This is a genomic window from Brevundimonas sp. (assembly GCF_036400995.1).
Lineage (GTDB): Bacteria > Pseudomonadota > Alphaproteobacteria > Caulobacterales > Caulobacteraceae > Brevundimonas.
In genome coordinates this window covers 41,141-66,819 of the sequence record NZ_DASWWG010000059.1, presented here as the reverse complement: position 1 = coordinate 66,819, position 25,679 = coordinate 41,141, and the positions used below count along the sequence as shown (strand labels likewise).

General features: G+C 68.8%; 24 protein-coding genes and 1 tRNA gene. 13 read left to right on the top strand and 12 right to left on the bottom strand.

The annotated features are described in order from the left end of the window. The first annotated feature begins 207 nt into the window (after positions 1-207). Together VGE03_RS08835 and VGE03_RS16545 are read left to right on the top strand one after the other, a co-directional pair. Complete coding sequence (locus VGE03_RS08835) at positions 208-540, top strand: hypothetical protein (protein WP_331046112.1); 333 nt, start codon at positions 208-210, stop codon at positions 538-540. An 89-nt stretch (positions 541-629) separates the two neighbouring features. Further along, on the top strand, positions 630-854 hold the full coding sequence (locus VGE03_RS16545) for a helix-turn-helix transcriptional regulator (RefSeq protein WP_414644917.1): 225 nt from the start codon (positions 630-632) through the stop codon (positions 852-854). Positions 855-1,082: 228 nt separating this feature from the next. Here the strand turns inward: VGE03_RS16545 and VGE03_RS08830 are convergent. Continuing rightward, positions 1,083-1,159 (bottom strand) — tRNA-Arg (locus tag VGE03_RS08830). A gap of 226 nt (positions 1,160-1,385) precedes the next feature. Between VGE03_RS08830 and VGE03_RS08825 the strand changes: the two genes are divergently transcribed. Then, positions 1,386-3,149, top strand: a complete 1,764-nt coding sequence (locus VGE03_RS08825; protein ID WP_331046111.1) for a gamma-glutamyltransferase family protein — start codon at positions 1,386-1,388, stop codon at positions 3,147-3,149. A 64-nt stretch (positions 3,150-3,213) separates the two neighbouring features. Here VGE03_RS08825 and VGE03_RS08820 read toward each other — a convergent pair whose 3' ends face one another. Then, positions 3,214-4,086, bottom strand: a complete 873-nt coding sequence (locus tag VGE03_RS08820) for a lipid A-modifier LpxR family protein (protein WP_331046110.1) — start codon at positions 4,084-4,086, stop codon at positions 3,214-3,216. A 200-nt stretch (positions 4,087-4,286) separates the two neighbouring features. Between VGE03_RS08820 and VGE03_RS08815 the strand changes: the two genes are divergently transcribed. Further along, positions 4,287-4,742 carry a hypothetical protein gene (locus VGE03_RS08815; protein ID WP_331046109.1) on the top strand — a complete coding sequence of 152 codons (456 nt, stop codon included), beginning with the start codon at positions 4,287-4,289 and terminating at the stop codon, positions 4,740-4,742. 63 nt (positions 4,743-4,805) lie between these two features. On the opposite strand, the gene VGE03_RS08810 is transcribed toward VGE03_RS08815, so the two are convergent. Next, positions 4,806-6,695, bottom strand: a complete 1,890-nt coding sequence (locus VGE03_RS08810) for a ribonucleoside-diphosphate reductase subunit alpha (protein ID WP_414644921.1) — start codon at positions 6,693-6,695, stop codon at positions 4,806-4,808. A gap of 332 nt (positions 6,696-7,027) precedes the next feature. On the opposite strand from VGE03_RS08810, the gene VGE03_RS08805 reads away from it, so the two are divergent. After that, entirely contained in the window at positions 7,028-7,696 is a 669-nt protein-coding gene (locus tag VGE03_RS08805; protein ID WP_331046108.1) for a phosphatase PAP2 family protein, read from the top strand. A gap of 185 nt (positions 7,697-7,881) precedes the next feature. On the opposite strand, the gene VGE03_RS08800 is transcribed toward VGE03_RS08805, so the two are convergent. Together VGE03_RS08800 and VGE03_RS08795 are read right to left on the bottom strand one after the other, a co-directional pair. Beyond that, positions 7,882-8,652, bottom strand: a complete 771-nt coding sequence (locus VGE03_RS08800) for a metallophosphoesterase family protein (protein ID WP_331046107.1) — start codon at positions 8,650-8,652, stop codon at positions 7,882-7,884. Then, positions 8,636-9,415, bottom strand: a complete 780-nt coding sequence (locus VGE03_RS08795) for a hypothetical protein (protein WP_331046106.1) — start codon at positions 9,413-9,415, stop codon at positions 8,636-8,638. Before VGE03_RS08795 ends, VGE03_RS08800 begins: the two co-directional genes overlap by 17 nt. A 182-nt stretch (positions 9,416-9,597) precedes the next feature. Between VGE03_RS08795 and VGE03_RS08790 the strand changes: the two genes are divergently transcribed. Then, positions 9,598-11,754 (top strand): hybrid sensor histidine kinase/response regulator, encoded by a 2,157-nt coding sequence (locus VGE03_RS08790; protein WP_331046105.1) that lies wholly within the window; start codon positions 9,598-9,600, stop codon positions 11,752-11,754. Here VGE03_RS08790 and VGE03_RS08785 read toward each other — a convergent pair. Then, positions 11,751-12,392 carry a glutathione S-transferase family protein gene (locus VGE03_RS08785; protein WP_331046104.1) on the bottom strand — a complete coding sequence of 214 codons (642 nt, stop codon included), beginning with the start codon at positions 12,390-12,392 and terminating at the stop codon, positions 11,751-11,753. The genes VGE03_RS08790 and VGE03_RS08785 overlap by 4 nt on opposite strands. A 249-nt stretch (positions 12,393-12,641) precedes the next feature. On the opposite strand from VGE03_RS08785, the gene VGE03_RS08780 reads away from it, so the two are divergent. After that, complete coding sequence (locus tag VGE03_RS08780) at positions 12,642-13,691, top strand: ribonucleotide-diphosphate reductase subunit beta (RefSeq protein ID WP_331046103.1); 1,050 nt, start codon at positions 12,642-12,644, stop codon at positions 13,689-13,691. A 33-nt stretch (positions 13,692-13,724) separates the two neighbouring features. On the opposite strand, the gene VGE03_RS08775 is transcribed toward VGE03_RS08780, so the two are convergent. Next, positions 13,725-14,510, bottom strand: coding sequence for a hypothetical protein (locus VGE03_RS08775; protein WP_331046102.1), 786 nt, complete (start codon positions 14,508-14,510; stop codon positions 13,725-13,727). Between the two features lie 138 nt (positions 14,511-14,648). On the opposite strand from VGE03_RS08775, the gene VGE03_RS08770 reads away from it, so the two are divergent. Then, positions 14,649-15,689 carry an oxidoreductase gene (locus tag VGE03_RS08770; RefSeq protein WP_331046101.1) on the top strand — a complete coding sequence of 347 codons (1,041 nt, stop codon included), beginning with the start codon at positions 14,649-14,651 and terminating at the stop codon, positions 15,687-15,689. Here the strand turns inward: VGE03_RS08770 and VGE03_RS08765 are convergent. The 4 genes from VGE03_RS08765 to VGE03_RS08750 form a co-directional block, all read right to left on the bottom strand. Beyond that, positions 15,686-17,119 (bottom strand): carboxylesterase/lipase family protein, encoded by a 1,434-nt coding sequence (locus tag VGE03_RS08765; RefSeq protein ID WP_414644920.1) that lies wholly within the window; start codon positions 17,117-17,119, stop codon positions 15,686-15,688. The two genes, VGE03_RS08770 and VGE03_RS08765, sit on opposite strands and share 4 nt — an antisense overlap. A gap of 148 nt (positions 17,120-17,267) precedes the next feature. After that, positions 17,268-17,729: a hypothetical protein gene (locus VGE03_RS08760; protein WP_331046099.1), complete on the bottom strand. Its 462-nt coding sequence runs from the start codon at positions 17,727-17,729 to the stop codon at positions 17,268-17,270. 160 nt (positions 17,730-17,889) lie between these two features. After that, positions 17,890-19,350 (bottom strand): HAMP domain-containing sensor histidine kinase, encoded by a 1,461-nt coding sequence (locus VGE03_RS08755; RefSeq protein ID WP_331046098.1) that lies wholly within the window; start codon positions 19,348-19,350, stop codon positions 17,890-17,892. A 40-nt stretch (positions 19,351-19,390) separates the two neighbouring features. Then, positions 19,391-20,113 (bottom strand): TVP38/TMEM64 family protein, encoded by a 723-nt coding sequence (locus VGE03_RS08750; protein WP_331046097.1) that lies wholly within the window; start codon positions 20,111-20,113, stop codon positions 19,391-19,393. Positions 20,114-20,246: 133 nt separating this feature from the next. On the opposite strand from VGE03_RS08750, the gene rpmH reads away from it, so the two are divergent. The 5 genes from rpmH (at position 20,247) to VGE03_RS08725 (ending at position 24,437) form a co-directional block, all read left to right on the top strand. Next, positions 20,247-20,381, top strand: coding sequence for a 50S ribosomal protein L34 (gene rpmH / locus VGE03_RS08745; protein WP_003164000.1), 135 nt, complete (start codon positions 20,247-20,249; stop codon positions 20,379-20,381). Between the two features lie 24 nt (positions 20,382-20,405). Further along, complete coding sequence (gene rnpA / locus VGE03_RS08740) at positions 20,406-20,807, top strand: ribonuclease P protein component (RefSeq protein ID WP_331046096.1); 402 nt, start codon at positions 20,406-20,408, stop codon at positions 20,805-20,807. Positions 20,808-20,812: 5 nt separating this feature from the next. Then, positions 20,813-22,609 carry a membrane protein insertase YidC gene (yidC, locus tag VGE03_RS08735; RefSeq protein ID WP_331046095.1) on the top strand — a complete coding sequence of 599 codons (1,797 nt, stop codon included), beginning with the start codon at positions 20,813-20,815 and terminating at the stop codon, positions 22,607-22,609. Beyond that, on the top strand, positions 22,609-23,253 hold the full coding sequence (gene yihA / locus VGE03_RS08730) for a ribosome biogenesis GTP-binding protein YihA/YsxC (RefSeq protein WP_331046094.1): 645 nt from the start codon (positions 22,609-22,611) through the stop codon (positions 23,251-23,253). The genes yidC and yihA overlap by 1 nt, the downstream gene beginning before the upstream one ends. A gap of 224 nt (positions 23,254-23,477) precedes the next feature. Continuing rightward, entirely contained in the window at positions 23,478-24,437 is a 960-nt protein-coding gene (locus tag VGE03_RS08725; protein ID WP_331046093.1) for an alpha/beta hydrolase, read from the top strand. Between the two features lie 145 nt (positions 24,438-24,582). Here the strand turns inward: VGE03_RS08725 and VGE03_RS08720 are convergent, their stop codons facing one another. Then, on the bottom strand, positions 24,583-25,569 hold the full coding sequence (locus tag VGE03_RS08720) for an LLM class flavin-dependent oxidoreductase (RefSeq protein ID WP_331046092.1): 987 nt from the start codon (positions 25,567-25,569) through the stop codon (positions 24,583-24,585). Between the last annotated feature and the right edge of the window lie 110 nt (positions 25,570-25,679).

Here is a 25,679-nt window from a genome sequence, read left to right as displayed (position 1 = left end):
CGAGCCTCGCTCCACAGGTGATCTCATATCTCACCCTCTTCCTTAGAGCCCTGAAATCCTGAAATCGCCGCCACCACTGCCCTGAAGCGCCAGCCCGCGCGCTTGGCTTCATGAAGCCGCCGGCGGCCCGTCGGCCCTAGTACATCACCCCTCTTGAAAGGCCCGACCGGAACCCCGGCGGGCCTTTCGTGCATCTGGAGTCCATCCATGACCACGACCACCACGCGCCGGCTCTCGAACGACCCGCGCACCGTCAAGCTCTGCCCTGTCGGCGAAGCCTTTCTCGCCGCTCAGGGTGACCCTTCCTTGTTCGTCAGCTGGGACGGTTCGAAGCGCTACGGCTACGTCAGCTTCGCCGATCCCACAGTCGCCGGCGAACTGACGACGCTGTCCCGCCGGATCGCCGGCGCAGGAAGGCGGCAGCGTGTCCGCTATCTGAACGGCCAAGTTACGGACCTTCGCCGCGCAAACCTCTGCATCGAGCGCGGCGGGGCTCGGGGACAGGCGCCGAACCTGCGCAGGCTCGGAGACGCCGCTTGAGCTTTAGCTTTCTGACTCAGCCGGCCTTCAGCCTGTCCGTCCCGTTCGTCGCTCCAGCTGCAAGGCATCGGCGCACATCGCCCGTAAGAATGCTCGACAGCGCGACTCGCGAGCCGCTTCTGAGCACAGTCGAGGCGGCGACCTGTCTCGCTCTGTCTCCTCGAACGTTGGAGGCTTACCGGCGAAAGGGCGGCGGCCCGGTCTTCGTCGCCCTGTCTCGCAATGTGGTCCGGTATCGCCGGAGCGACCTGGATGCCTGGGTGACGTCTCGCTCGGCCCCTCATACCGCGCGAGCGCGAGCCCTTGTCGCGTGAGGGTCCTGTCCGGGCGTTTTAGGGTCACCTATCCGAAGGCCCATATTTGAGCGCGGACGCCCGGCCACTCCCCCCGTGGGGGTGGTCGGGTGGCTCGCTGCGTGGCGGGCCTACTTTTTTAGAAAGGGGGAGAGCGACGCAGGCGACGAAAATCCGGCGCTGTGCACCATGACGGCACCACAGCCTGTCGAGGCTAGGTGCGGGTTGTCGCTAAGTCATTGAAAAGAGTGGCGCACCCGAAGAGATTCGAACTCCTGACCCTCAGATTCGTAGTCTGATGCTCTATCCAGCTGAGCTACGGGTGCGCATGCCTCTCGGCGAGGGCGGGTCTCTAGCGCAGGCTCGCCGGGGGGGCAAGCCCGTTTGCGCGCTTTTCCGCGCAATCCTTGATCGATCATCGCTCCGCCACGGCCGCGCCGGGCCGGGAAGGCGCATGATCAGGCGGTTTCAGGGCTTTTCCGGCCCGACGAGGGTTTCGCCCGGCGCCCGTACGGTCCAGATAGGAAGTCAGTTTTCCCTTCGGAGATCGAGATGATCGCAGCCCCCTCGGCCCTGACCCGCCCGTTCGTCGCCTTGCTGACCGCAGCCGGACTGGCGCTTTCGGGGTGTTCGGGCTGGACCGGGGCGCCGTCGTCGGTTGTGACCCCCGCGCCGGTCGCGGCCGAGGCGCCGCCGGCGCGCGGGCCGTTCGTCGCGGCGGCCAATCCGCTGGCGGTCGAGGCGGGCCTTCGGGTCCTGCGCGACGGCGGTTCGGCGGTGGATGCGGCGGTGGCCGTGCAGGCGGTGCTGGGGCTGGTCGAGCCGCAGTCGTCCGGCCTGGGCGGCGGCTCCTTCATGATGGTCTATGACGCGGCCAGCGGCGAGGTGACCAGCTACGACGGTCGCGAGACCGCGCCCGCCGCGGCCACCCCGGAACTGTTTTATGAGGACGGCAAGCCGCTGGACTTCCCATCGGCGGTGCTCAGCGGCCGGTCGACCGGGGCGCCGGGCGCGGTCGCCATGCTGGCGATGGCCCAGCAGGAACACGGCAAACTGCCGTGGAGCGCCCTGTTCAGCGACGCCGAGCGGCTGGCCCGCGACGGCTTCACCGTCAGCCCGCGCCTGGCCGGAATGATCGCCGCCACGCGCGGACAGGCCCGCACGCGCTGGGCCGACGCCTATTTCACCAAGCCGGACGGGACCCGCTATGTGGCCGGCGACGTGCTGCGGAACCCGGAGTACGCCCGGACCGTCGCCGATCTGGCCGCGCAGGGGCCGGACGTCTTCTACCGCGGCCGCATCGCGCAGGAGATCGCCGCCACGGTGGCGCAGGAGCCCCGGCCGGGCGCCCTGACGGTCGAGGACATCGCGGCCTACCGGCCGATCGAGCGCGGCGCCCTGTGCCGACCCTGGCGGATCTATGTGATCTGCGTGCCGCCGCCCCCGTCGTCGGGCGTCGCCGTCCTGCAACTGATGGCCATGGCCGAGCATGCGCCCGACCTCGCCGAGGGGCCGGACAGCGCCGCCGCCTGGACCGCCTTCGCCCAGCTTCAGCGGCTGATGTACGCCGACCGGGACCGCTATGTCGGCGATCCCGGCTTCGTCGGGGTGCCGGTGCAGGGATTGCTGGATCCGACCTACGTCGCCGAGCGCGCGGCCCTGGCCCCCGGCCTGACCGGCGCCGCCCAGCCGGGCACGCCGCCCGGGGGTGTATTGGCGGGACCCGACGCGACGCATGAGCCCTCGGGCACGACCCACTTCGTCATCGTTGACGCGGCGGGCAATGCGGTCAGCATGACCACGACGGTCGAGAGCGTCTTCGGCTCGGGCCGGATGGCGGCGGGCTTCTTCCTGAACAACCAGCTGACCGACTTCTCCTTCTCGCCGACGCGGGCGGACGGCGGACCGGCGGCCAATGCGGTGGCGGCGGGCAAGCGTCCGCGCTCGTCCATGTCGCCGATCATCGTGCTGGACCGCGAGGGCCGTCTGGTCGGCGCCTTCGGCTCGCCCGGCGGTCCGTCGATCCTGGCCTACAACACCAAGGCGCTGATCGGGGTGCTGGAGTGGGGCCTGCCGGTGCAGCAGGCATTCGCCCTGCCGAATCTGGTGGCGCGCGGCGACGGCTTCGGCGCGGACACGGATCGTTTCCCGGAGACTGTGCGCGAGGGGATGGCGGCGCGGGGCATCACCCTGCGTCCGAACGCCAGCGAGAACTCCGGCCTGCACGGCGGCATCTGGCGGCAGCGTCCCGACGGCGTCTGGGCCTGGGACGGCGGCGCGGACGACCGGCGCGAGGGCGTGGCGCGGACTGAATAGGTTCCAGGTTTCAGGGGGCAGGTTGGAGACTTCCCCCAGAACCTGACCTCTGGAACCTAGCCCCTCACTCGGGCTTGATGCTCAGCTGGAAGGCGATCAGGCCTTCGGAGACGTCGGTGTCGACGCCGTGGCCCGCGCGCAGGCCTTCGGTCTCGATCTCGCGATAGACCAGACCGATCGAGCTCTGGATCGCGCCCCGGCGCATCGCCACGCCGATCGAGGCGTCGCCCATGAAGTTGCCGCTGTCGTGGCTGACGCCCGAGCGGGCGTAGTCGCCGTCGCGGGTGCGGGCGAAGTTGTAGCCGACCGCGCGGCCCGAGCCGGCGGCGTAGATGTACCAGCGCTGGCGCTCGCCGAAGGCTTCGCTGCCGTCGGGCACCATGCGGTCGAGGTCCGGCCCGATGCGCAGGGTGGCCCCGGCCTCGGTGGAGCTGCCCCGGCTGCCGACGCCGACGCCGATGTGCGGGGTCAGGGTGACGTCCAGGCCCGACTGGGTCCGGCCCAGGGTCTCGGTCCAGCCGCGGGTATAGCTGACGTCATAGTGTTCGGCGTCGAGCGCCGCAGCGTCCAGCGGTCCCGGGGGCAGGGGCGCGCCGTCCTCGCGGCGGATGCGGCCCTCGGTGCGCAGTCGCAGGCGGTCGTTGTAGGCGCCGCCTTCGAACCAGACGTCCCGGTTGGTCGTCGCCCAGGCGCCCCGTTCGGACGGGACGAAGCCTTCGCGGTCGGTGATTTCCTCGAAGCCGCGCGCACTGGCTTCGGCGAAGCGGGCGTCGCGGTCGATTTCGGTGAGCAGGTCGGAGACATTGGTCGGCCGTTCGCGGGCCACGGTCCACGGATCAGGCATGGCGACCTGTTTTGAAGCGGCTTCGCCCGCGTCGGCAGCCGCCGCGCAGGCTCCCCACACCAGAACTCCGGCCATGATTGCCGTAAAACGCATCAACGGTCCCCTCAGTCCGTTAACGGAATCGACCCTGCACGATCCGGGCCATCCCGCCAACTGACATTTTCATGTCACTTCCTCGCCCCGATTACGGACAGACCGGGGGCCGGTTCCGTATGGCCAAGCTTTCGGGGCCGGTGCAGGCCTGTCAGTCTTCGTCAGCGGCGGTTTCCCGGCCTTCGTGGGAAGGTGCTGCGATGAGGATGTTCCTGACGCTGCTGGTCGCCCTGGCTCTCGCCCCCGAGGCGTCGGCGCAGGTCGGACCGGAGCGGTTGACCGGCCGGTTCGATACCCTTGTGGTCACGCTGCGGCTGCGGGGCGAGCAGCCCCTGGGCACGATGGAGAACGACTGCGTGGGCTCGGTGGGACGCCGTCCCGCGCTGGTGTTCGACTACGACCCCGGCGACGCCCCGCCTCGCGGCATAGAGGTCCGGATGGTGTCCGCCACGGACACCGTGCTGGCGGTGCTGGTTCCCGGCGAGCGGTTCGACAGCAGCGGGGGACCGGCGGCTTGCAGCGACGATGAAGGCGGCGACCTGAACCCGCTGGTGCTGTTGGAGAGCCCGATAGCGGGCCGGTACTCGGTGCTGGCCGGTCCGCTGGAGGCCGGTGTCGTCGCGGAGGCCGTGCTGACGGTTCGCGCGGTCGACTAGGCGCAGCAAAAAGGGCGGAAGCCGAAGCCTCCGCCCCTTCGCGATGTCAGTTCCGGCGAGGCCTTACTGGCAGGCCAGGCACTCGTCGTAGTCGGTGCGGGCCGCCGAGAAGAGGTCCGGCTGGTTCGGATCGACCTCGGCCTCGGCCTTGTCTTCCGAGCCGGCGAAGGCGGCGCGCTGCACAGACTTGGAGCGCAGGTAGTAGAGCGACTTCACGCCGGTCTCCCACGCGCGCCAGTGCAGCATGTGCAGGTCCCACTTATCCACGTCGCCGGGGATGAAGAGGTTGATCGACTGGGCCTGGCAGATTTCCGGGGCGCGGTCGGCCGACAGTTCGACGACCCAGCGCTGGTCCAGTTCGAAGGCGGTCTTGAAGACGCCCTTCTCTTCCTCGTTCAGCTGGTCGAGGTGCTGCACCGAGCCCTCGTGCTCGAGGATCGAGTTCCACACCGCCTCGGTGTCGATGCCCTTCTCGCCCAGCAGCTTCTGCAGGTAGGGGTTCTTGACCGCGAACGAGCCCGACAGGGTCTTGTGCGTGTAGATGTTGGCCGGGATCGGCTCGATGCCGGCCGAGGTGCCGCCGCAGATGATCGAGATCGAGGCGGTCGGGGCGATCGCCATCTTGTGGCTGAAGCGCTCCATGACGCCCAGTTCGGCGGCGTCCTCGCACGGGCCCTTCTCTTCGGCCAGCAGGCGGCTGGCCTTGTCGGCCTCGCGACGCAGGTGCTTGAACAGGCGCATGTTCCACGACTTGGCCATGGCGCTTTCGAAGGCCACGCCCTGCGACTGCAGGAAGGAGTGGAAGCCCATCAGGCCCAGACCCACCGAGCGCTCGCGCTTGGCCGAATAGACGGCCTGCGACATGGCCGGCGGGGCGCGGCGGATGAAGTCCTCCAGAACGTTGTCGAGGAAGCGCATCACGTCCTCGACGAACTTCGGCTCCTCACGCCATTCCAGGAAGGTCTCGGCGTTCACCGACGACAGGCAGCAGACCGCGGTGCGGTCGACGCCCAGGTGGTCGCGGCCGGTGTGCAGCATGATCTCGGCGCACAGGTTGGACTGCTTGACCGACAGGCCCAGCTCCTTCTGGTGCGGCGCCAGCTGGCGGTTCACCGTGTCCGAGAAGATCAGGTAGGGCTCGCCGGTCTGCAGGCGGATCTCGAGGATCTTTTGCCACAGGGCGCGCGCGTCGACCGTCTTCATCACTTCCTTGTTCTTGGGCGAGACCAGGTCGAAGGTCTTGCCGTCGCGGACCGCCTCCATGAAGGCGTCGGTGATGTTGATGCCGTGGTGAAGGTTCAGGGACTTGCGGTTGAAGTCGCCCGAGGGCTTCCGGATTTCGAGGAACTCCTCGATCTCCGGGTGGTGGATGTCGAGGTAGACGGCGGCCGAGCCGCGACGCAGCGAACCCTGCGAGATCGCCAGGGTCAGCGAGTCCATCACGCGGATGAAGGGGATGATGCCCGAGGTCTGGCCCGCGCCCTTGACCTTCTCGCCGATGGAGCGGACGCCGCCCCAGTAGGTGCCGATGCCGCCGCCGTTCGAGGCCAGGGCGACGTTCTCGTTCCAGACGTTCTGGATGCCGTCCAGCGAGTCGCCCACGGCGTTGAGGAAGCAGCTGATCGGCAGGCCGCGGTCGGCGCCGCCGTTGGACAGCACCGGGGTCGCCGGCATGAACCACAGCTTCGACATGTAGTCATAGACGCGCTGGGCGTGGTCGGCGTCGTCCGAGAAGGCGGTCGCCACGCGGGCGAACATGTCCTGGTAGCTCTCGCCCGGCAGCAGGTAGCGATCCTCGAGGGTCTTCTTGCCGAAGTCCGTGAGCAGATCATCCCGCGAACGGTCGATCTGGATCGAGGGGACGAGCGACAGGTGGGGTCGAGCCTCGTCCCCGGCGCCTGCAACCGTCTGGAATTCCATCGACTTCAACGCTTCGCCGCCAGCCATTTCGATCGCCGCCCTGAACAAATTTGAGAGGGGTATCCCAGCGCCCCGACCACAATACCTAGTGGCTGAAGCGCTCCCCGAGCCAACATATGGGAGCCAGATGGCTAACCAACCGTCAACGGGCTTGACGATCACTTTCTGGGCGAATCGAGCAATCGGCGGGGGATTAGCCTGTGGATTGGCCGCGACACGGGCATGACACGGTCTTGCCGCATTTGATCACGAACGCGTGATTGGAACGTCCCACAAACGGGACCGTTAGCTTGGCCATGACCGGGGACCAGCAAGTTGTTTTCTGGCGTCGCGCACTGCGTGTCGCCCGCACCGAAATCGCCGCCGTGACCGCTCTACTGATCATCGCCCTGGGGGTGATGACCTTCGTGGAGGTGGCGGATGACGTAACCGAGACCGATGGCCAGAGGTTCGACCTCGAGGTCCTGCACTGGCTGCAGCCGCAGCCGGGCGAGCCGCGCGGGCCGTGGTGGCTGCACGAAGCGATGGCCGACCTGACCTCGTTGGGCGGCATCTCGGTGCTGACCCTGTTCGCCGTGATCGCCTTCAGCTTCCTGCTGATCCAGAGGAAGCGCCTGTCGGCCGCCCTGCTGGTGGTCGGCCTGATCGGCGGGGTGATCCTGAGCGAAGGGCTGAAGGCCCTGTTCGAACGGGAACGTCCGCCCGCCGCCTATCAGGCGGTGGAGACGATAAACGCCAGCTTCCCCTCCGGCCACGCCCTGTTGTCGACCGTCTTCTACCTGACCCTGGGGGTCATGCTGACGCGCGCCTTCCCGAAGAAGCGCCTGAAGGCCTTCGTGCTGGGCAGCGCCATCCTGATCGCGGTCCTGATCGGCCTGACCCGCGTGTACCTGGGGGCTCACTGGGCCTCGGACGTCATCGCGGGCTGGTGCGCGGGCGCCGCCTGGGCCATGGCCCTGTGGCTGGTCGCCTACGCGATCGAGCGGCGGCAGGTGGTGCACCACGCGCCGCTGCAGGACGAGGATCCGGGATGATGTCCTCCCCGTTCGCGTTGCGAATGGGGAGGTGTCGCGCTTCGGATACGAAGCGTGACGGAGGGGGCGGCTGAGGCTTCCGGAAGCCGTCCGCCAATCCCTTTCTGTCTGCGCCGCCCCCTCCGTCTCGCCCGCGATGCGGCCGAGCCACCTCCCCATTGCAATGCAACGGGGAGGAGACGGCATCAAACCTCGAACACCCGGTACGGCTGGTCGCCGAGCGTCCGCAGAACCGGCAAGGCGACGTTGTAGACGGGGACGCCCTTGTGGGTCCTGCCCTCGGGGGCGCCGCGATGGGCGTGCCCGTGGACCACCAGGCTGACGTTGTCGTAGCGATCGATGGTCTCGCCCAGACGCGATGAGCCGAGGAAGGCGTGAATCTCGGGCGGCTCGCCCATCACGGTGTCGACCACCGGGGAGTAATGCAGGAGGACGACCGAACGCTCGGTGCGCAGCATGCGGATCGAGTTCTCGATCTGGTTGGCGTCCTCGACCGCCTCCTGGACGAAGGTCTTGATGGTCGCCTCGCCGAAGGGGCTGAGCATGTAGCGGCCGAACCCGCCGACGAAGCCCTTTCCGCCCGCGAAGCCGACGCCCTCGATCTCATAGGCCTGCCCGGTCAGCATCTTCACGCCCGCATCGCAGAGCATCTTCGTGACGTGCTCCGGCTGGCCGCATTCGTGCTCGTGATTGCCCAGCACCCCGACCATGGGAATCCTGCAGGACCGGATGTCCTCCAGAAGGATCTCGACCTCGCGCGTCTTGCCGAAATTCGTCAGGTCGCCGCACAGGCACAGGACGTCGGCGTCATCGGCCACGCGCTCGAACAGCTCGCGGTGCGGGCGGTCGTGGGTCTCGCCGACGTGCAGGTCGCCGACGGCGGCCACGCGCAGCTTCTTCTTTGGACCGGCGTCGAGACCCGGCTGAGGAGTTTGAGGGTCAGTGGATGGGGTCATGACGTTCCTCCAGCCCCTTGCCCACCACGTCGCCGAAGCCCCATTCGGTGATGTCGGCGATATAGTCGCGCGGGCTGAACAGGCGGCCGCGGCAGACCTTCACCCGGGGGGCGGGCAGGTCGACCTGGGCGCGCAGGCGCTCGTTCAGTTCGACGATAAGCCAGCCCGGCACGCGATCCCGCTCGGTCGGATAGGCGAAGCGGAAGTTCAGGATGTGGGCGAACAGGACCTCCCAGTAGAGGTCCATCTGGTCCAGCAGACTCTTCCAGTCGATGGCGTCCGACTGCTTCAGGATGACGTGGTTCACGTCAGCCCCGTCGTAACGGTAGCGGTCCTGGATGAAGACCTTGGACAGGATCAGGGCCGTCGGCGGGGTGATGCCGACCTCGTGGCCATAGACGTGGATCGTGTCGCCGCCGAACCAGCTGTCGTTCACCGCGATGGTGCCGTTCGACATGGCGAAGATCACGTCGAAGAAATGCTTGTCGTCCTTCCAGACCTTGGCGATCCAGCGCTCGTCCTCGACGTCGGTGCGGTACCCGCGCGCCTGGAAGAAGGCGAGGATGCGCGGATAGTCCCCCGGCTTGCAGAACACGTCCAGGTCCTTGGTCGGCCGGCTGATGCCCGTGTAGGCGGTGACCGCATAGGTGCCCGACAGCAGGAAGGGGATGCCGCTCTCCTTCAGCAGGCGGAGGGATTCCTCATAGAAGGCCAAGGCCTCCTCGGGCGGATGGAAGGTCGGCTCGGCGATCAGGTCTGACATGGCGGTCCTCCGCGACGCGGCGGGAGGCGGCGCGGGGCAAAAAACGGCTCCGCCGTCGCGCCGGTTCCGTCGGCAGGCCGACACCGGCGTTAGGTGAAATCCCTCATTCGCGTGGAAGTCAGTTTGTTTACGGATTGGATTCTAACAATGAGGAATGGGGTTGGAGCCGGGAGGGCCTCCAGTTGCAGGGTCGTTGGCGTCTGTTCAGGCATGAAGCGGGTCGGGTCGCCGGTCCGGCGCCCTGGGTTTACGTCCTGCTCTTCGCCCTCTCGCAGATCGTCGGACACTGGAGCGCCGCAAGCTTCTCAGCGGTGACGGTCTGGCTGTCGAACGGCATCATGGTCGCGGCGCTGCTGCAACTGCATCGCCGTCCGGCCATGATGGTGATCACCGCCTGCTTCGCCATCAACCTGTTCTCCAATGTGCTGCGCGGCGACCCCGGCATCCTGCTGTGGGTCAACGCCCTGATGAACATGGCCCTCGCCTGGCTGGTCTCCGTTCAGGCCCGACGTTTCTGCGGCGCCGCGCTGGACATGCGTCGTCCGCGCCGTCTGTTGCGGTTCGCCCTGATCTGCGCCGGCTCGGTGGTGGTGGTGGCGTCGATCGGGGTCTCGATCCTTTGGGCGATCCGGCAGCCGCCGACGCCCCTGCTGCTTTTCAGCTTCACCTCCTTGGTCAGCGTGGAGCTGATGGGATTGCTATTAGTGACGCCGGTGCTGCTCCTGTTCGCGCGGACGCACCGCTTCCGGACCATGAGCTCGGCCAGCCGGCTCGAAGCCGGCCTGCTGATGACGCTGATGATTGTCGTCACCGCCGCGATTTTCTTGCAGAACCGCGCGCCGGTGATGTTCCTCGCCTTCCTGCCGATGCTGGTCATCACCCTGCGCCTGTCGCCCCGGATGGCGGGATTGGCGCTACTCATCCAGGCGGCACTGAGCGGCGCCGCCACCCTGACGGGATACGGGCCGGTCAATCTGTTCGATCCTGCCCACGTCGCGGGTCTTGAGGCCGTCCCCACCATTGTGCGCCGTCTGAGTGTCTACAACATCTACATGCTGGCCATGGTGGCGACGGTGTTGCCGTTGTCGACGGTGATGAGCGAGCGCCGCCGGCTGGAGTCGCGGCTGCGCACCCGCACCCTGGCCGCCCAGGACGCCCGCCGCCAGGCCGAGGACGCCGCCGCAGCCCGGTCGCGCTTCCTGGCGGTGATGAGCCACGAGATGCGCACTCCGCTGAACGGGGTCGCCGGTTTCGCCGACCTGCTGGCCGCCCGCCCGGACCTGCATCCGGAGGCCCTGCGTCAGGTGCGCCAGATCCGCGAGTCCGGGGACGGCCTGCTGATGCTGGTCGAGGACATCCTCGACTTCGCCCACGGCGACGACGCCCTGGCCCCCGAGCCGCTGAACCTGGCGGCTGTGGCCTGCGAGGCCCTGTCGCCGAGTCGCGCCGCCGCCGACGCGCGGGGGCTGTCCCTGACCGTCGATGACCGCCTGCCGCGCGGCGCCCGCTTCGCCTGCGACCGCCGCGCCCTGCGCCAGACCCTGCATCCGCTGGTCGCCAACGCCGTCAAATTCACCGAGGCGGGCGAGGTGTCCGTGCGGCTGGACTGGCATTCGGGCGGCGTGGTCATCCGCGTGTCCGACACCGGGATCGGCATTCCGCCGGAAGCGATGCCGGATCTGTTCGAGGCCTTCGAACAGGTCGACGCCTCGATCCGCCGCCGTCACTCCGGCGCGGGCCTTGGCCTGGCCCTGGTGGCGCGTCATGTGACGCGCATGGGCGGCCGTATCGAGGTCGAGAGCCGTGTCGGCGAAGGCTCGACCTTCACCCTGCACCTGCCGCTGGAGCGACTGGCGGACGCCGCGCCCGAGCCTGCGCCCACGCCGGCGCCGGAACCGGTGGTCGAGGTCGTCGCCGAGCCTGAAGCGACGGAACGCGCGCCGCGGGTGCTGGTCGTCGACGACCATCCGGTGAATCGCGAGGTCGCCCGGATCATGCTGCAGGCCTTCGGCTGCGACGTGGTCGAGGTGTGCGACGGCGTCGAGGCGGTCGAGACCGCCGGCGCCGAGGTCTTCGACCTGATCCTGATGGACGTCCGCATGCCGCGAATGGACGGGCTGGAAGCCACCCGCCGCATTCGCAAGCTGTCCGGCGACGCCGGCGCGGTGGCTATCGTGGCCATGACCGCCGACGCCATGCCCGAGGACGTCGTGCGCTGCCTCGCCTCCGGCATGAACGCCCACATGGCCAAGCCGGTCAGTCAGGCGGGCCTGTTCGACGCGGTCAGCCGCGCCCTGTCCGGCGAACTCCCGGACCCGCAGATGGGGCAGGCGGCCTAGTCTTCCGCGAACGGGAACCGCGCGGCCCAGAAGGCCTGCAGTTCCGGCAGGGCGTCGACCCGCCTGACCACGGGCGTCATCCTCGGCGCGACCTCGGCGAACCGTTCGCGGCGCGGACGCCAGCGGCTGACGGTGGCGACATAGAGGTCCAGCACGGTCAGTTCGTCGCCCAGCAGCCAGCGACCCGGCGTGATCTGGCTGTCCATCACGCTCCAGCATTCGGCGATGCGGTCCAGCGTCAGGGCCTCGATGCGCGCCTGCGCCGCCGGGTCGTCGCCGCCCAGCCGGGAGGGCGCGTCGCGGACCCAGAACATCGAATAGATCGAGGCGGGGATGAAGCTCATCCAGCGCAGGAACTGCGCCCTGCGCGGGTCGCAGGGCTCGGGCGCGAGGGCCGCCTCCGGGTGCTGTTCGGCCAGCCAGATCAGGATGGCCGCGCTCTCGGTGAGGGTTTCGCCGTCGGGGGTGATCAGGGCCGGTATCTGGCGCATCGGATTGACCGGGGCGACCTTGTCGCGCTCGGCGTCGCCTTCCCAGGTGACCGCCTCGATCACCTCATAGGGGGCGCCGATCAGGGTCAGGGCCGCCTCCACCGGGACCGAGCCCGAGCCGGCGGCGCCGTAGAGGGTGTAGGTCATGCGCTGTCCTCCTCGGGCCCGAACGTGCGCCGCCGATGACGGCTCCGCACCCAAGTCCTTGGCCGGACGGTATAAGTCCGGCTTGGGATCATCCCCCGCTTCGTCCCCAAGAGAGTATGGCTCAGCTACTACATCTAGCGGTCATGAAAAAAGTGATCGCAAAATAGCCTTGTTTCGGCTTGGCGCCGGAGCCGCTCGCCCGCATGGTGAAAATCCACTTCCACCGGATTCGCCGTCAGAGCTCTCCCGATGAACGCGCATGTCTCGCCCACTGGTCTGATCACGCCGGGTCTGCTGACCCCCTCGGCCGCCTACAAGCCGTTCCGGTATCCGTGGGCGTTCGACATGTGGAAGAAGCAGCAGCAGGTCCACTGGATGCCCGAAGAGGTGCCGCTGGGCGAGGACGTCAAGGACTGGGCCGTCGCCCTGGATGACGGCGAGCGCAACCTGCTGACCCAGATCTTCCGCTTCTTCACCCAGGCGGACATCGAGGTCCAGGACAACTACATGGAGCGCTACGGTCGGGTGTTCAAACCGACCGAGGTCAAGATGATGCTGGCGAGCTTCGCCAACATGGAGACCATCCACATCGCGGCCTACGCCCTGCTGCTCGAGACCATCGGCATGCCCGAGGCCGAGTTCGGCGCCTTCATGGAATACGAGGCCCTGCGCGACAAGCACGACTACATGGGCCAGTTCGGGGTCGAGACCGACGCCGACATCTGCCGGACCCTGGCGATGTTCGGCGGCTTCGCCGAGGGGCTTCAGCTGTTCGCCTCGTTCGCGATGCTGATGAACTTCCCGCGCCAGAACAAGATGAAGGGCATGGGCCAGATCGTGTCCTGGTCGGTGCGGGACGAGAGCCTGCACTGCGAGGGCATCATCAAGCTGTACCACGCCTTCAACAAGGAGACCGGCGCGGTCACCAAGTCGGTCGCCGACGACATCGTCGAATGCTGCCGCACGGTCGTGAACATGGAAGACAAGTTCATCGACCTGGCCTTCGAGCAGGGGCCGGTGAAGGGCATGACGCCCGACGACATCAAGGCCTACATCCGCTTCATCGCCGACTGGCGCCTGCGCCAGCTGCAACTGCCGGAGCTGTACGGCGGCGTGAAGGACAATCCGCTGCCGTGGCTGCAGGCCCTGCTGTCGGGCGTGGAGCACGCCAACTTCTTCGAAGCGCGCGCCACCGAGTACTCGAAGGCCGCGACCAAGGGCTCTTGGCACGGCGCCGACGGCGTCTGGGGCTCGTTCGACGCCCTGATGAAGAAGCGCAAGGAGGATACGGAGGCCTGAGCCTCCGCATCCGTTTCCACGCCTGGCCGGTCCTTACTTGGCCGGCGCGGCCGCCGGCAGTTCGGTGCTGCACGCGTACTGGGCGCAGTAGGCGTTGCGCATGTGCGCGGCCAGCCGTTCGTTGGCCGAGAAGAACTCGGGGCTGACCGCCTCGATGTCCCACAGCATCGGCAGCATCACATAGCCGCCCGAGCGCGACAGACGGCTGCGATCCTCCGGCGACAGGGCCTGGACCACGGCCAGGGGCATGGTGGCGCGGCGCTGGGCGCCCTCGGCGTCGTAGGCGCGGTCCACGATCCCGCTGACGGCGGTCATCCTGTCCAGTTCCACGGTGCGGGAGGCGCGGTAGGCGGCCGACTGGCCCTCGGCCTCGCCGATGTAGGACAGGTGACGGCGCACCAGGGCGACGTCGGAATCGCGCACCGGCTCGCCGCTGTAGGGCGCCGGGGCCGCGGGCGGGTCGAAGCTGATCACGAAGGTGATCGGCGCCGGAGCCGGACGGCCGTCATAGGTCTGGGGCGAGACGGTGTACTTGCCCAGCAGACGCGACACGCCCTTCTCGAAATTCAGGCCCTCGGGCGCGACCGCGAGCTGGCGGCAGCGCTGCAGGCTGCCGGAGATGGTGTACTCGCAGCGCATCTTCACCTTGCCGGGGATGCGGGCCATGCGGGCGAAGGTCGGGTAGACCTCGGCGATATCGGAGACCGACGGCCGGGCGGTGAAGGTGGCGGGAACGACCTCGGGTCCCTTTTCGCACGAGCCAAGGGCGACGGCGGCCGCGGCGAGCGCGGTCGCGCCCGCAAGCTTACGATTCAACATGAAAAATCCCCCTGCCGGACCGACCCCCTTCAGGTTGTCCGGTCCGAGTCTTATCGCGTCGATAGCGGCGCTCTGGCAAGTCGCTCCGTGGCGCCGAACGTGACCGCCGGGTGCGACGGATTGCTTTAGAAGGGACGCATGACGACCCGCATCCGCCCCAACGTCGCCCTGGTCGGCTTCGGCTACGCCGGCCGGACCTTCCACGCCCCCCTGATCGGCACCTGCCCGGATCTGCGTCTGCACAGCATCGTCTCCAGCCGGCCGGACGAGGTCCGCCCCGTCTGGCCGGACGTCCGGGTGACGCCGGACATGGCCGCTGTCCTTGCGGACCCGGAGATCGATCTGGTGGTTCTGGCCACCCCCAACGCCCTGCACGCGCCGCAGGCCCGGGCGGCGCTGGAGGCGGGCAAGGCGGTGGTCATCGACAAGCCGTTCGCCCTGTCCCTGACCGAGGCGCGGGGCGTGAGCGAACTGGCGCGGGATCGCGGCCTGTTCCTGTCCGTCTTCCACAACCGGCGCTGGGATGCGGACTTCCTGGGCCTGCAGGCGAAGATCGCCTCGGGCGCGCTCGGCGACATCCGGACGTTCGAAAGCCATTTCGACCGCTTCCGTCCCGAGGTGCGCGACCGCTGGCGGGAAAGGGACGGGCCCGGCGGGGGCATCTGGAACGACCTCGGCCCGCATCTGATCGACCAGGCGCTGGTCCTGTTCGGCCGTCCGCTGGCCATCCTGTGCGAGCTGGCGGTGCTGCGGGACGGCGGTCAGGCGACCGACTGGGCCCACGCGATCCTGCGCTACGCTGACAAGCGGGTGATCCTGCACGCCGACATGACCACGCCGGCCCCGGATATCCGCTTCGCCGTGCACGGGACGGAGGCGTCCTGGCTGAAGGGCGGACTGGATGTCCAGGAAGACCAGCTAAAGGCCGGGGCGCCGGTCGGCGGCGACGGCTGGGCGGTCGATCCGCGCCCGGCCACCGTGGTCGACGGCGCGACGGGCGCGCGGACCGAGGTCGACTGTCCGCCGGGCGACTATCCTGCCTATTACGCCGCCGTCGCCGCCGCCCTGACCGGTCGAGGCGCGAACCCCGTGCCGCCGGAGCAGGCGCTGGCGGTCATGGCGGTGCTGGAGGCGGGGATCGAGAGCGACCGGACCGGGGCCGAGGTGCTGCTCTCCTAGGTCCCCGGCTGGATGTAAGGGATTCGCCCGAAGAAGCGCCGTTCATCCCCGCGCGGATCGTCCTCCATGCGGGACGCGTGATCCAGCACCATGGTCTCGCGCCGCTCCAGCGAATAGGGCGTCCAGCGCGGCAGGCCCGGGTGGTTCGGGTCGCCGGTGCGGGCGAAGGCCAGAAGGGCGTCGGCCATGCGGTTGCTCATCGCCTGTCCATCGGGGCCTGATGCGCCCGATCCCTCGGCCTCGACATTGTCCAGCATCAGCGGGATGTCGGAGGTGTGATAGGCCCCCGTCCGCCCGTTGGTCCGGCGGCTGGCGAAGTCCAGCTGATAGACAAAGGCGGGCGATCCCTGCGCCGCCCGCGCCTCGGCCTCGATCACGGCCGCCCGCCAGGACCGCGCGGCCGTGGTGGCGCGGATCAGCACCTGATCGGGCGTCATCTCCGGATGTTCGCGGCGGTACCAGTCGACGACCTCTTCCGGCGCGACGTCGATGCGCATCTGGGAGGGGGTCAGCTTCGCGGGCAGGGTCTCCCAGGTCAGTCCGGCGTTGCCGGGATCGTCGCCGAGGAAGGCCAGGGTCTCCTCGCGGCAGTTGCCGATCATCATCGGGATGTGCGCGGACTGGGCCGGGGCGTCGGGCCAGAAGGGGTGTCGCGACAGGCTGCGCCCGTCCAGCACCGGACCGAAATAGAGGGAGCCGCCGAGGATCGGATCGGTCGCCCCCGCCGCCTCAAGCAGGCGGGCGACGGGCAGGGTGCGGACCGCGTCGGCGCGGTCGGGCGCCAGGCCCAGCGCCTCCAGCCAGACCTGCCCGCGCTTCGTGGCGTTCAGGGGGCCGGACGCCGTCACCTGCTGGCCGCTCATGGTCACAGCGCGGTGGAACAGGCCGGCGGCGGCGGGCATGGCCATCAGGGTGGCGATCTTGGCCCCGCCGCCCGACTGGCCCACCACGGTCACGCAGCCGGGGTCGCCGCCGAAGCTCGCAATGTTGTCCCGCACCCACTCCAGCGCGAGGATCAGGTCCAGCTGGCCCAGGTTGCCGCTATCCTCGAACCCGGGCGCGAGACGGGCGAGGGGGGCGTACCCCAGCGCGCCGAGCCGGTGGTTGACGGTGACCACCACCACATCGCCCCGCGCTGAAAGACGGGCGCCGTGGGTCAGGGGGCTGGAGCCCGAGCCGGTCGAATAGCCGCCGCCGTGGATGTAGACGATCACCGGCCTGCGTCCGCGATGAACTTCCGGCGTCCAGACGTTCAGGCGCAGGCAGTCCTCGGACTGGTCCGGCTCATTGCCGCGCTGGGGCGAGGCCGGGCCGAAGGCCGCGGCGGAGAGGATGCCGGTCCAGGGCTCGGGCGGGCGCGGGCGTTCGAACCGCGCGGCGCGGCCGTAGGGGACGCCCTTGGCGGACAGGACGAGGCCGTCGGACTGCATCCGCACGCCGCCGGAACGGGTGACGACGTCCACCGGCCGCCGGGTGCGCGCCAGGGCGGGCCGCGCGATCAGCGTGGCTCCGGCGGCCAGCGCCAGTCCGCGTCGGGTCAGTCCGTTCGCCACCTCGCCCCCCGCCCCGTGGTCCGTCCTACTGCGGCGTCACGATGCACTGGCGGCCGGTGGCCCGGCAGGCGGCGACCCGGGCGTCATAGGCGGCGCGGTCACGCTCCCACTGGGCCTGGGCCGCGGCGGCGGCGGCGACGTCGGCCTCCCACTGCACCCGGGCCGTGTCGGCGCGGGCGGTGTCCTCGCGCCAGCGCTGGTTCTCGATGTCATAGCGGGCCTGATCGGCGGCCTCGGTCTCGGCGGCGGCGGTGTTGCGGGCGCTGATGCCCTCGTTCAGCTTGGCGGTGGCCGCGACCTCGGCCGGATCCTGCTCGGACTCCGGGGCCGAATGATAGGTCTCCCCGCGCTGGCGCAGCCATTCCTCGGACCCGACGGCGGGATCGGCCGGGCGCGGCGCGGCGGCGGCCGGAGTCGACTGCTGCGCCACGGCGGGGGCGGCGACGAGAAGGGTCAGGGCCGCGAGGCCGACGAGCGTGCGGGTCATGTCAGGTCTCCTGCAGAGAAACGTGGTCAACAAGCTGGACCGTTTTCAGGCCTTCCGCGAGCCTAAACGCCGCCCGTGCGATTTCGCTTCAGGTCGGAACGACCAGAAGCCGGAAAACCGCTGCGCTTGAAAGTTGAGCGAAGTCGGTCGGCGATTTGGCTCAGTTCGGAAAACGCAGTTCGAAGGTGGTGCCGGTCGGGCCGGTCTCGATCAGGGTCAGGGTCCCGCCGTTGTTGGCGGCCAGTTCGCGCGAGATGGTCAGGCCCAGACCGCTGCCGCCCGAGGCGCGCCCGCTGACGAAGGCCTCGAACAGGCGGTCCGACACGCGAGGCGGAATGCCCGGGCCGTCGTCGCTGATCAGGATCACGCAGTCGCCGTCGGCGGTGGAGCCCGAGACGCGCACGGCGCCGTGCTTGTCGGCCCGGGTGGGGTCGCTCTCGATCGCCTGCCGGGCGTTGCGCAGCAGGTTGACCAGGATGCGGTACAGCTGGTCGGGATCGGCGTGGACGTTGAAGCGGGCGGGCAGGGCCTTCACCAGCTTCACCCCGTCCGGCGACAGCCCCGCATCCTCGGCCGCCACGGTCAGGGCGGCGGACAGCGGCGCGCGGACCTTCTGCGGCGGCGGCTCCTCGCTGCGGCCGTACTCCAGCACATTGCGCGACAGGGCGGCGGCGCGGCCCAGCGCCCGCTCCAGCCGGGGCAGGGCCTTGGCGACGGCGGGGTCCGGCGAATCGGCCAGCCGCTCCGACGCCATCTGGGCCGAGGTCAGCATGTTGCGAAGGTCGTGGTTGATCTTGGCCACCGCCTCGCCGAGCGCCACCAGACGGGCGCGCGAGCGCAGGGACTGGCGGACTTCTTCCTGCATCCGGGCCAGTTCGCGCTCGACCCGGCCGATTTCGTCCTGGCGCCGGCTGGGCGGGTCGCCCTCGACCTCGGGATCGCGGGCGAAATGCTCGATCGAGCGGGTCACCCGGCGCAGGGGCTGCAGCACCAGGAAGGCCAGGCCGGCGTAGAGCAGGGCCCCGGCCACCAGCGATACGAACAGCGAGGTCAGCAGGCTGTTGCGCAGGAAGGTCTTCAGCTCGGTCTTCAGCGGCTGGGCGGGCGCCAGGATTTCGATGAAGTCGCCCGAGCGGTAGCGCGGCCGCGCCTGCACGCGGATCGAGCGGTCGGGGTGGCCGAACAGGGTCTGCCAGGGGTCCATCAGGCGGGCCAGCGGGCGACGCTTGCGCAGGTCGATCAGGTCCGGGGTCCGGGGCAGGTTGGGCGCCTGCAGCAACAGGCGGCGCACGCCCTGGTCGCCGACGACCACCGCCTGCACGCCCCCGATGGCCAGCAGCTGTTCGGCGGTGTCGTCCTCGACCGCCGAATAGGGCAGGGCCTCGACCCCCACGGAGGCCAGCTCCGCCGACTGCAGGCGGTCCAGCAGCCAGCGCTCATGGAAGCCGGCGGCGCTGGGGGCGACGATCAGCACCTCGACCGAGGCGGCGAAGATGAAGGTCAGGGCCAGCAGCCGCCAGGACAGCGCATCCGGCGCATGAAAGCGCACGCGCTCGCGCCAGTCGGCGGGCACCCGCAGTCGCTTGCGGACTTCACTCAGAAAGGCGCGCGGCGGCGTCATTCTCCCCCTAACGCAAGGCGCTGCATGTCGGCTGCTTGTCTCACGTCGCGGCCTTCCGGCCCAGAGCGGCCTGTATGCCCTTCAATGCGAACGGAAGCACCACCGCCAGAAGGAAGACCCCGGTCATCGGGGCCCAGAACTGGGCGAACAGGGCCTGGAAGTCCGGGTTGGGGTTCTCGGCCAGAAGCGTGTTCAACCGCGCGCCGATCCAGCAATAGATGGTGTGGGCGGGCAGCAGGCCGATCACCGTGGCGAGGGTGTAGGGCGCCAGCCGCACGGTCATCATCCCGGCGGCGATGTTGATCATGTGGAAGGGCACGACCACGGCCAGCCGGCTGGCCAGCACGTACCAGAAGGTGTCCTTGTCGATGGCGACGCAGACTTTCTGCATCAGCCCCTGATTCTTTTCGGCCCGCTCCCGCAGGCTGCGGCCGAGGGCCGAGGTGGCCACGCCATAGACCATCAGGGCGCCGATGGTGGCGGCGATGGAGGTCGAGATTCCGCCGACCCACGGCCCGAACAGATAGCCGGCGGTGATGGTCACGAAGAAGACGCCGGGCACCACGCTGGCGGTCAGGACGGCGAAGACGGCCATCAGGATCAGCAGGCTGACTATATAGTGCTGGGCGGTGAAGGCCCGGAACTCGGCCCCGTGATCGCGGATGGTGTCCAGCGACAGATACCGGTTCCAGCCCATGCCGAAGATCAGGGCGATCACGGCCGCGAGCACGATCAGGGGCAGGAAGCGCTTCAGGCGGGCCATTTTCTCTCCGTACAGCCGCGATCAGATGGGCGCTACGGCGTTGACTCCGTCGGATCGTCCCCTTATACGCCCGCCCTTCCTGCGGCGGACGTGTTCCGGCGCGTCCCAGTTACTCTTTCCAAGGAGCCCGACCGTGAAGCGGACCTATCAGCCGTCGCGACTCGTGCGCAAGCGCCGTCACGGCTTCCGTTCGCGGATGGCCACCAAGAACGGTCAGAAGATCGTTGCGCGCCGCCGCGCCAAGGGCCGCAAGCGCCTGACGGCCTAAGTCGTCAGCGCTCTGCGCGAGCGCATGGGCGATAACGTCAAAATTTGTCGCCTGACGTCGCGGCCCCAGTTTCTGGCGGCCGCGAAAGGCGTTTCAGAGGCCCGCGGGGCGGTGGTCGTGCAGCGACTGGACCGCGCCGACGGCGACGCCTCGATCCGCCTCGGCTTCACCGCCACCCGCAAGGTCGGCGGGGCGGTGATCCGCAACCGCGCCAAACGCCGTCTGCGCGAGGCCGCCCGCGCGCTTGCGCCGCAGTTCGGCGTCGCCGGCAGTGACTATGTCTTCATCGCCCGCATGGGCACGGTCGACCGTGACTGGGACCGTTTGCTTGACGATGTGAAATCGGCGCTTACAAGGCTGGCGACCCCGCGGTCGGCGCCCAAGCACGCGCCCTCGACGCCCGCGCCAGCCGGCCAGGATTCCTGACTTCCATGCCCCCTCAGAACAACAGCCGCAACACGATCATCTTCTTCGTGCTCGCGGCGATCATGGTGACCCTCTATTCGGTCTTCGTCGTCGGCCCGCAGCGCAAGGCCGAGGCCGAGAAGCGCGCCGCCGCGACCGCCGCCGCCCCCGCGGGCTCGGCGACTGAAACGCTGAACGGCGGCCCGGCGCCGGTGACCTTCATCACCGACCGGACCCGCGCCCTGGGCGCCGGCCCGCGCGTCCGCATCCAGACGCCGACCATGACCGGTTCTCTGGCCCTGACCGGCTCGCGCATCGATGACCTGTTCCTGACCCGCTACCGCGAGACCATCAAGAAGGACTCGCCGGCGGTGGAGCTGTTCCGTCCCGAGGGCATGCGTCACGCCTTCTTCGCCCAGTTCGCCTGGGGCGGCCCGAATATCCCGGGCGGCGTGCCGAACTCGGCCACTCCCTGGCGTCTGACCCAGGGCTCGGTCCTGACCCCGACGACCCCGGTCACCCTGGTGTGGGACAACGGCCAGGGCCTGCGCTTCACCCGCCGGGTCTCGGTCGACGACCAGTACATGTTCACGGTGACCGACACGGTCGCCAACTTCAGCCCGCGTCCGGTGACCCTGAGCGCGGTCTCGGGCATCCAGCGTCAGGGCATTCCGGACGATCTGGGCCGCAACCAGGTCCTGCACGAAGGCGCCATCGGCACCTTCGGCGACGGCGAGAAGTACAAGACCGAGCAGCTGAAGTACGGCGCCTGGGCCAAGAAGCCGAACGAGGAGCATTCCTCGACCGGCGGCTGGATGGGCATCACCGACAAATACTGGCTGGCCGCCCTGATCCCGAGCCAGAACGAGAAGATCGAGGGCGCCTTCCGCGTCGATGATCAGGCCCACGCCGACATCCACCACGCCAACATGGTCGGCGAGGCGCGGACGATCCAGCCGAACGCCACCATCACCGAGACCACCCGCCTGTTCGCCGGCGCCAAGCGCAACGAAATCCTCTCGAACTACGAGAAGGACCTCGGGCTGCCGCGCTTCGTCTATGCGATCGACTGGGGCTTCCTGTTCTTCCTGACCCGCCCGATCTTCTGGCTTGTCGAGCAGTTCTACGGCCTGGTCGGCAACTTCGGCGTCGCCATCCTGCTGCTGACCCTGACGGTCCGCCTGTTCATGTTCCCGCTCGCCAACAAGAGCTACGAGAGCATGTCCAAGATGCGGAACCTCCAGCCCAAGATGGAGGAGATCAAGAAGAAGCATCCGGACGACGCGGCCAAGCAGCAGCAGGAGCTGATGGCCCTGTACCAGAAGGAGAAGATCAACCCTCTGGCCGGCTGTCTTCCGCTGCTGCTCCAGATCCCGGTCTTCTACGCCGTGTACAAGATGCTGTTCGTGACCATCGAGATGCGTCACCAGCCGTTCGTCGGCTGGATCCAGGACCTCTCGGCCAAGGACCCGACGGCCATCTGGAACCTGTGGGGCCTCATCCCGTGGGATCCGGCGAGCGTGCCCTTCCTGGGGCAGTACCTGGCCGGCACCTTCGCGCTCAGCATCCTGGCGATCATCTACGGCGCGACCATGTGGCTGCAGATGGCCATGAGCCCGCCCGCGCCGGACCCCGTCCAGCGTCGCATCTTCCAGTTCATGCCGGTGGTGTTCACCTTCATCATGGCCACCTTCCCGGCCGGCCTGCTGATCTACTGGGCGTGGTCGAACGTGCTGACCATCATCCAGCAGTACATCATCATGCACCGCCTGAAGGCCGAGAACCCGATCGACACCTTCCTGGCCCGGTTCAAGAAGGCCTGATGACCGACGAGTTCACCCCTGAGGAGCTGGAGCAGGCGCGCATCCTCTTTGCGCGTCAGGCGACCTTCGTCATGGGCTGCGCCAAGATCGAGCAACTGCCCGATCCGGACCTGCCCGAGATCGCCTTCGCGGGCCGGTCGAACGTCGGCAAGTCCAGCCTGATCAACGGGCTGGTCGGCATGCACAAGCTGGCCCGGGCGTCGAACGAGCCGGGCCGCACGCGCGAGGTCAATTTCTTCGACCTCGACGGCAAGATGCGTCTGGTCGACCTGCCCGGCTACGGCTGGGCCAAGGCGTCCAAGTCGACCGTCAAGAAGTTCCAGGACCTGGGTCGCGACTACCTGCGCGGCCGGGTGACGCTGAAGCGGGTCTATCTGCTGATCGACGCCCGCCACGGGCTGAAGTCGGTGGACACCGAGGCGCTGGACGCCCTCGACCTGGCCGCCGTCAGCTACCAGATCGTCCTGACCAAGGCCGACAAGCTGAAGAAGGGCGAGGGCGAGAAGGTTCAGGCCGCGACCCTGAAGGCCATCTCCAAACGCCCCGCCGCCTTCCCGGCGGTGGCCCTGACCTCGTCCGAAAAGGGCGAGGGCCTGCCGGAACTCCGCGCCGAGATCATGCGCACGACGGGCGTGGTGCTCTGACGCCTCTCCTCCCCGTTCGCGTCGCGAAGGGGGAGGTGTCGCGCTTCGGATACGAAGCGTGACGGAGGGGGCGGCTCAGGCTTCCGGAAGCCGCCCGCCAATCCCTTTCCGCTCATGCCGCCCCCTCCGTCTCGCCCGCGATGCGGCCGAGCCACCTCCCCATCGCGGACCGCGACGGGGAGGAGACGCTTGCCCGATCGGTCGGCAAGTGATCCGGTGCGCCCATGCAGCAACGCCACATCCAGACGGACACGCTCCGCCAGCAGATCCTCGAGGCCGGCTCCGGGCCGCTGGTGCTGTTCATCCATGGCTTCCCCGAGCTGGGGATCAGCTGGCGCGCGCAGGTCGAGGCGCTGGCCGAGGCCGGCTATCACGCCGTCGCGCCGGACATGCGGGGGTATGGCGGGACCGACAAGCCGGAGCAGAAGGAGGCCTATTCGGTCCTGCATCTGGTCGGGGACATGGTCGATCTGGTGCGGGCGCTGGGGCATTCGACCTGCACCGTCGTCGGCCATGACTGGGGCGCGCCGGTGGCCTGGCACTGCGCCCTGATGCGGCCGGAGGTCTTCACCGCCGTCGCCTGCCTGTCGGTGCCCCTGCAGCCGCGCCGGGCCAAGGGGCCGCCGACCGTGGCCATGGCGGCGATCTCGAAGCGCGCCGGTCTGGGCGAGCTCTACATCAACCAGTTCCAGGCGCCGGACGCCCATGAGGTGTTCGAGGTCGATGTGGCCGCAGGCTTGCGCAAGGGCTTCTGGGCCTATGACGGCGCCACCCCGCCCGAGCTCCAGTCGACCGGCTTCATCCGGCCGGGAGAGAATTTCATCTCCACCGTCCCCGACGATGCGCCCCTGCCGCCGTGGATGAGCGCCGAGCATTTTGCGGAATACGTCGCGGCGTTCGAGGCGGGCGGCTTCCGCGCGCCGCTGGACTGGTATCGCTGCATCGACCTGAACTGGTCGCTGACCGCCTTCCTGCAGGATGCGCAGGTGCGCGTGCCCAGCGCCTTCATGGTCGGCGACCGCGATCCGGTCCGGCACTATTCCGGCCAGCATGAGGCGGGGCTGAAGGCCCTTGTGCCGGATCTGCGCCCGCAGGTCGTCGTGCCGGGCGCGGGGCACTGGATCCAGCAGGAGCGGCCCGGGGTTGTGAACGGGTGGCTGCTGGAGTTTGTGCGCGGATTATAAAATCCCGCTCATCCCCGCGAAGGCGGGGACCCAGTTCTGTCCAGCTTGGCGCCTGTGCTTCAGGACGATCTGCTGAGGCCCCGGACGTCCGCTAGATCACCCAAAACACTGGGTCCCCGCCTTCGCGGGGATGAGCGGAACAGAATCACAGTCCCTTCACCGCCTCCGCCGTCACCTCGAGGCTGTGCAGGCGCGGTTCAAGGTCGTGGATCATGCCGGTGACCATCACCTCGTTGACCCCGGTCAGGGCGATGAACTCGGCCAGTTTGGCGCGCACCGTCTCCACCCCGCCGATGGCGGCATAGGTCAGGCGGCTTTCGACCGCGGCGATCTGGCGGGCGTCCAGCACGGTGGTGATGTCGTCCACGGGCGGTTTCAGCTTGCCGGGCTTGCCGGTGACCACCGCTGCGAACGACTGCTGCATGGAGGTCGACAGGCGTTGCGCTTCCGCGTCGCTGTCGGCGGCGAAGACGTTGATGGCGGCCATGGCGTAGGGCTCGGCCAGCTGCTTCGACGGGCGGAAGCCGGCGCGATAGCTATGCAGGGCCTGCAGCAGCAGTTCGGGCGCGAAATGGCTCGCGAAGGCGAAGGGCAGGCCCAGGTGGGCGGCCAGTTCGGCGCTGAACAGGCTGGAGCCCAGCAGCCAGACCGGCACCTTCGAGCCCGCGCCCGGCCAGGCGGTGACGCGCTGGCCCTCGGCCGGATCGTCGAGGAAGCGCTGCAGCTCGATCACATCGCGCGGGAACTGGTCGGCGGCGTCGAAATAGCGGCGGAGCGCCCGGGCGGTCTCGCCATCGGTCCCGGGCGCCCGGCCCAGGCCCAGGTCGATCCGGTCCGGATAGAGGGCGGCCAGCGTCCCGAACTGCTCGGCCACCACCAGAGGCGCATGGTTGGGCAGCATGATGCCGCCCGAGCCGACGCGGATGGTCTCCGTCTGGCCGGCGACGAAGCCGAGGGCCACCGCCGTGGCGGCGCTGGCGATGCCGGGCATGTTGTGGTGTTCGGCCAGCCAGAAGCGGTTGAAGCCGGTCCGTTCGGCCGTCTTCGCCAGCTCGGCGGTTTCCAGAAGGGCGCGGCGGGCGTCGCCGCCCTCCACGATGGGCGACAGGTCGAGCACGGAAAAAACGGTCATGGCCGACAGATCGGGTCTGCCGCCGGGCATTCAAGTCCTGTCCGGTTACGGATTGCGGCGAGCCGACACCTTGGCCTCCCGGGGGCGGGCGCATAGGCTCATCGGCACGG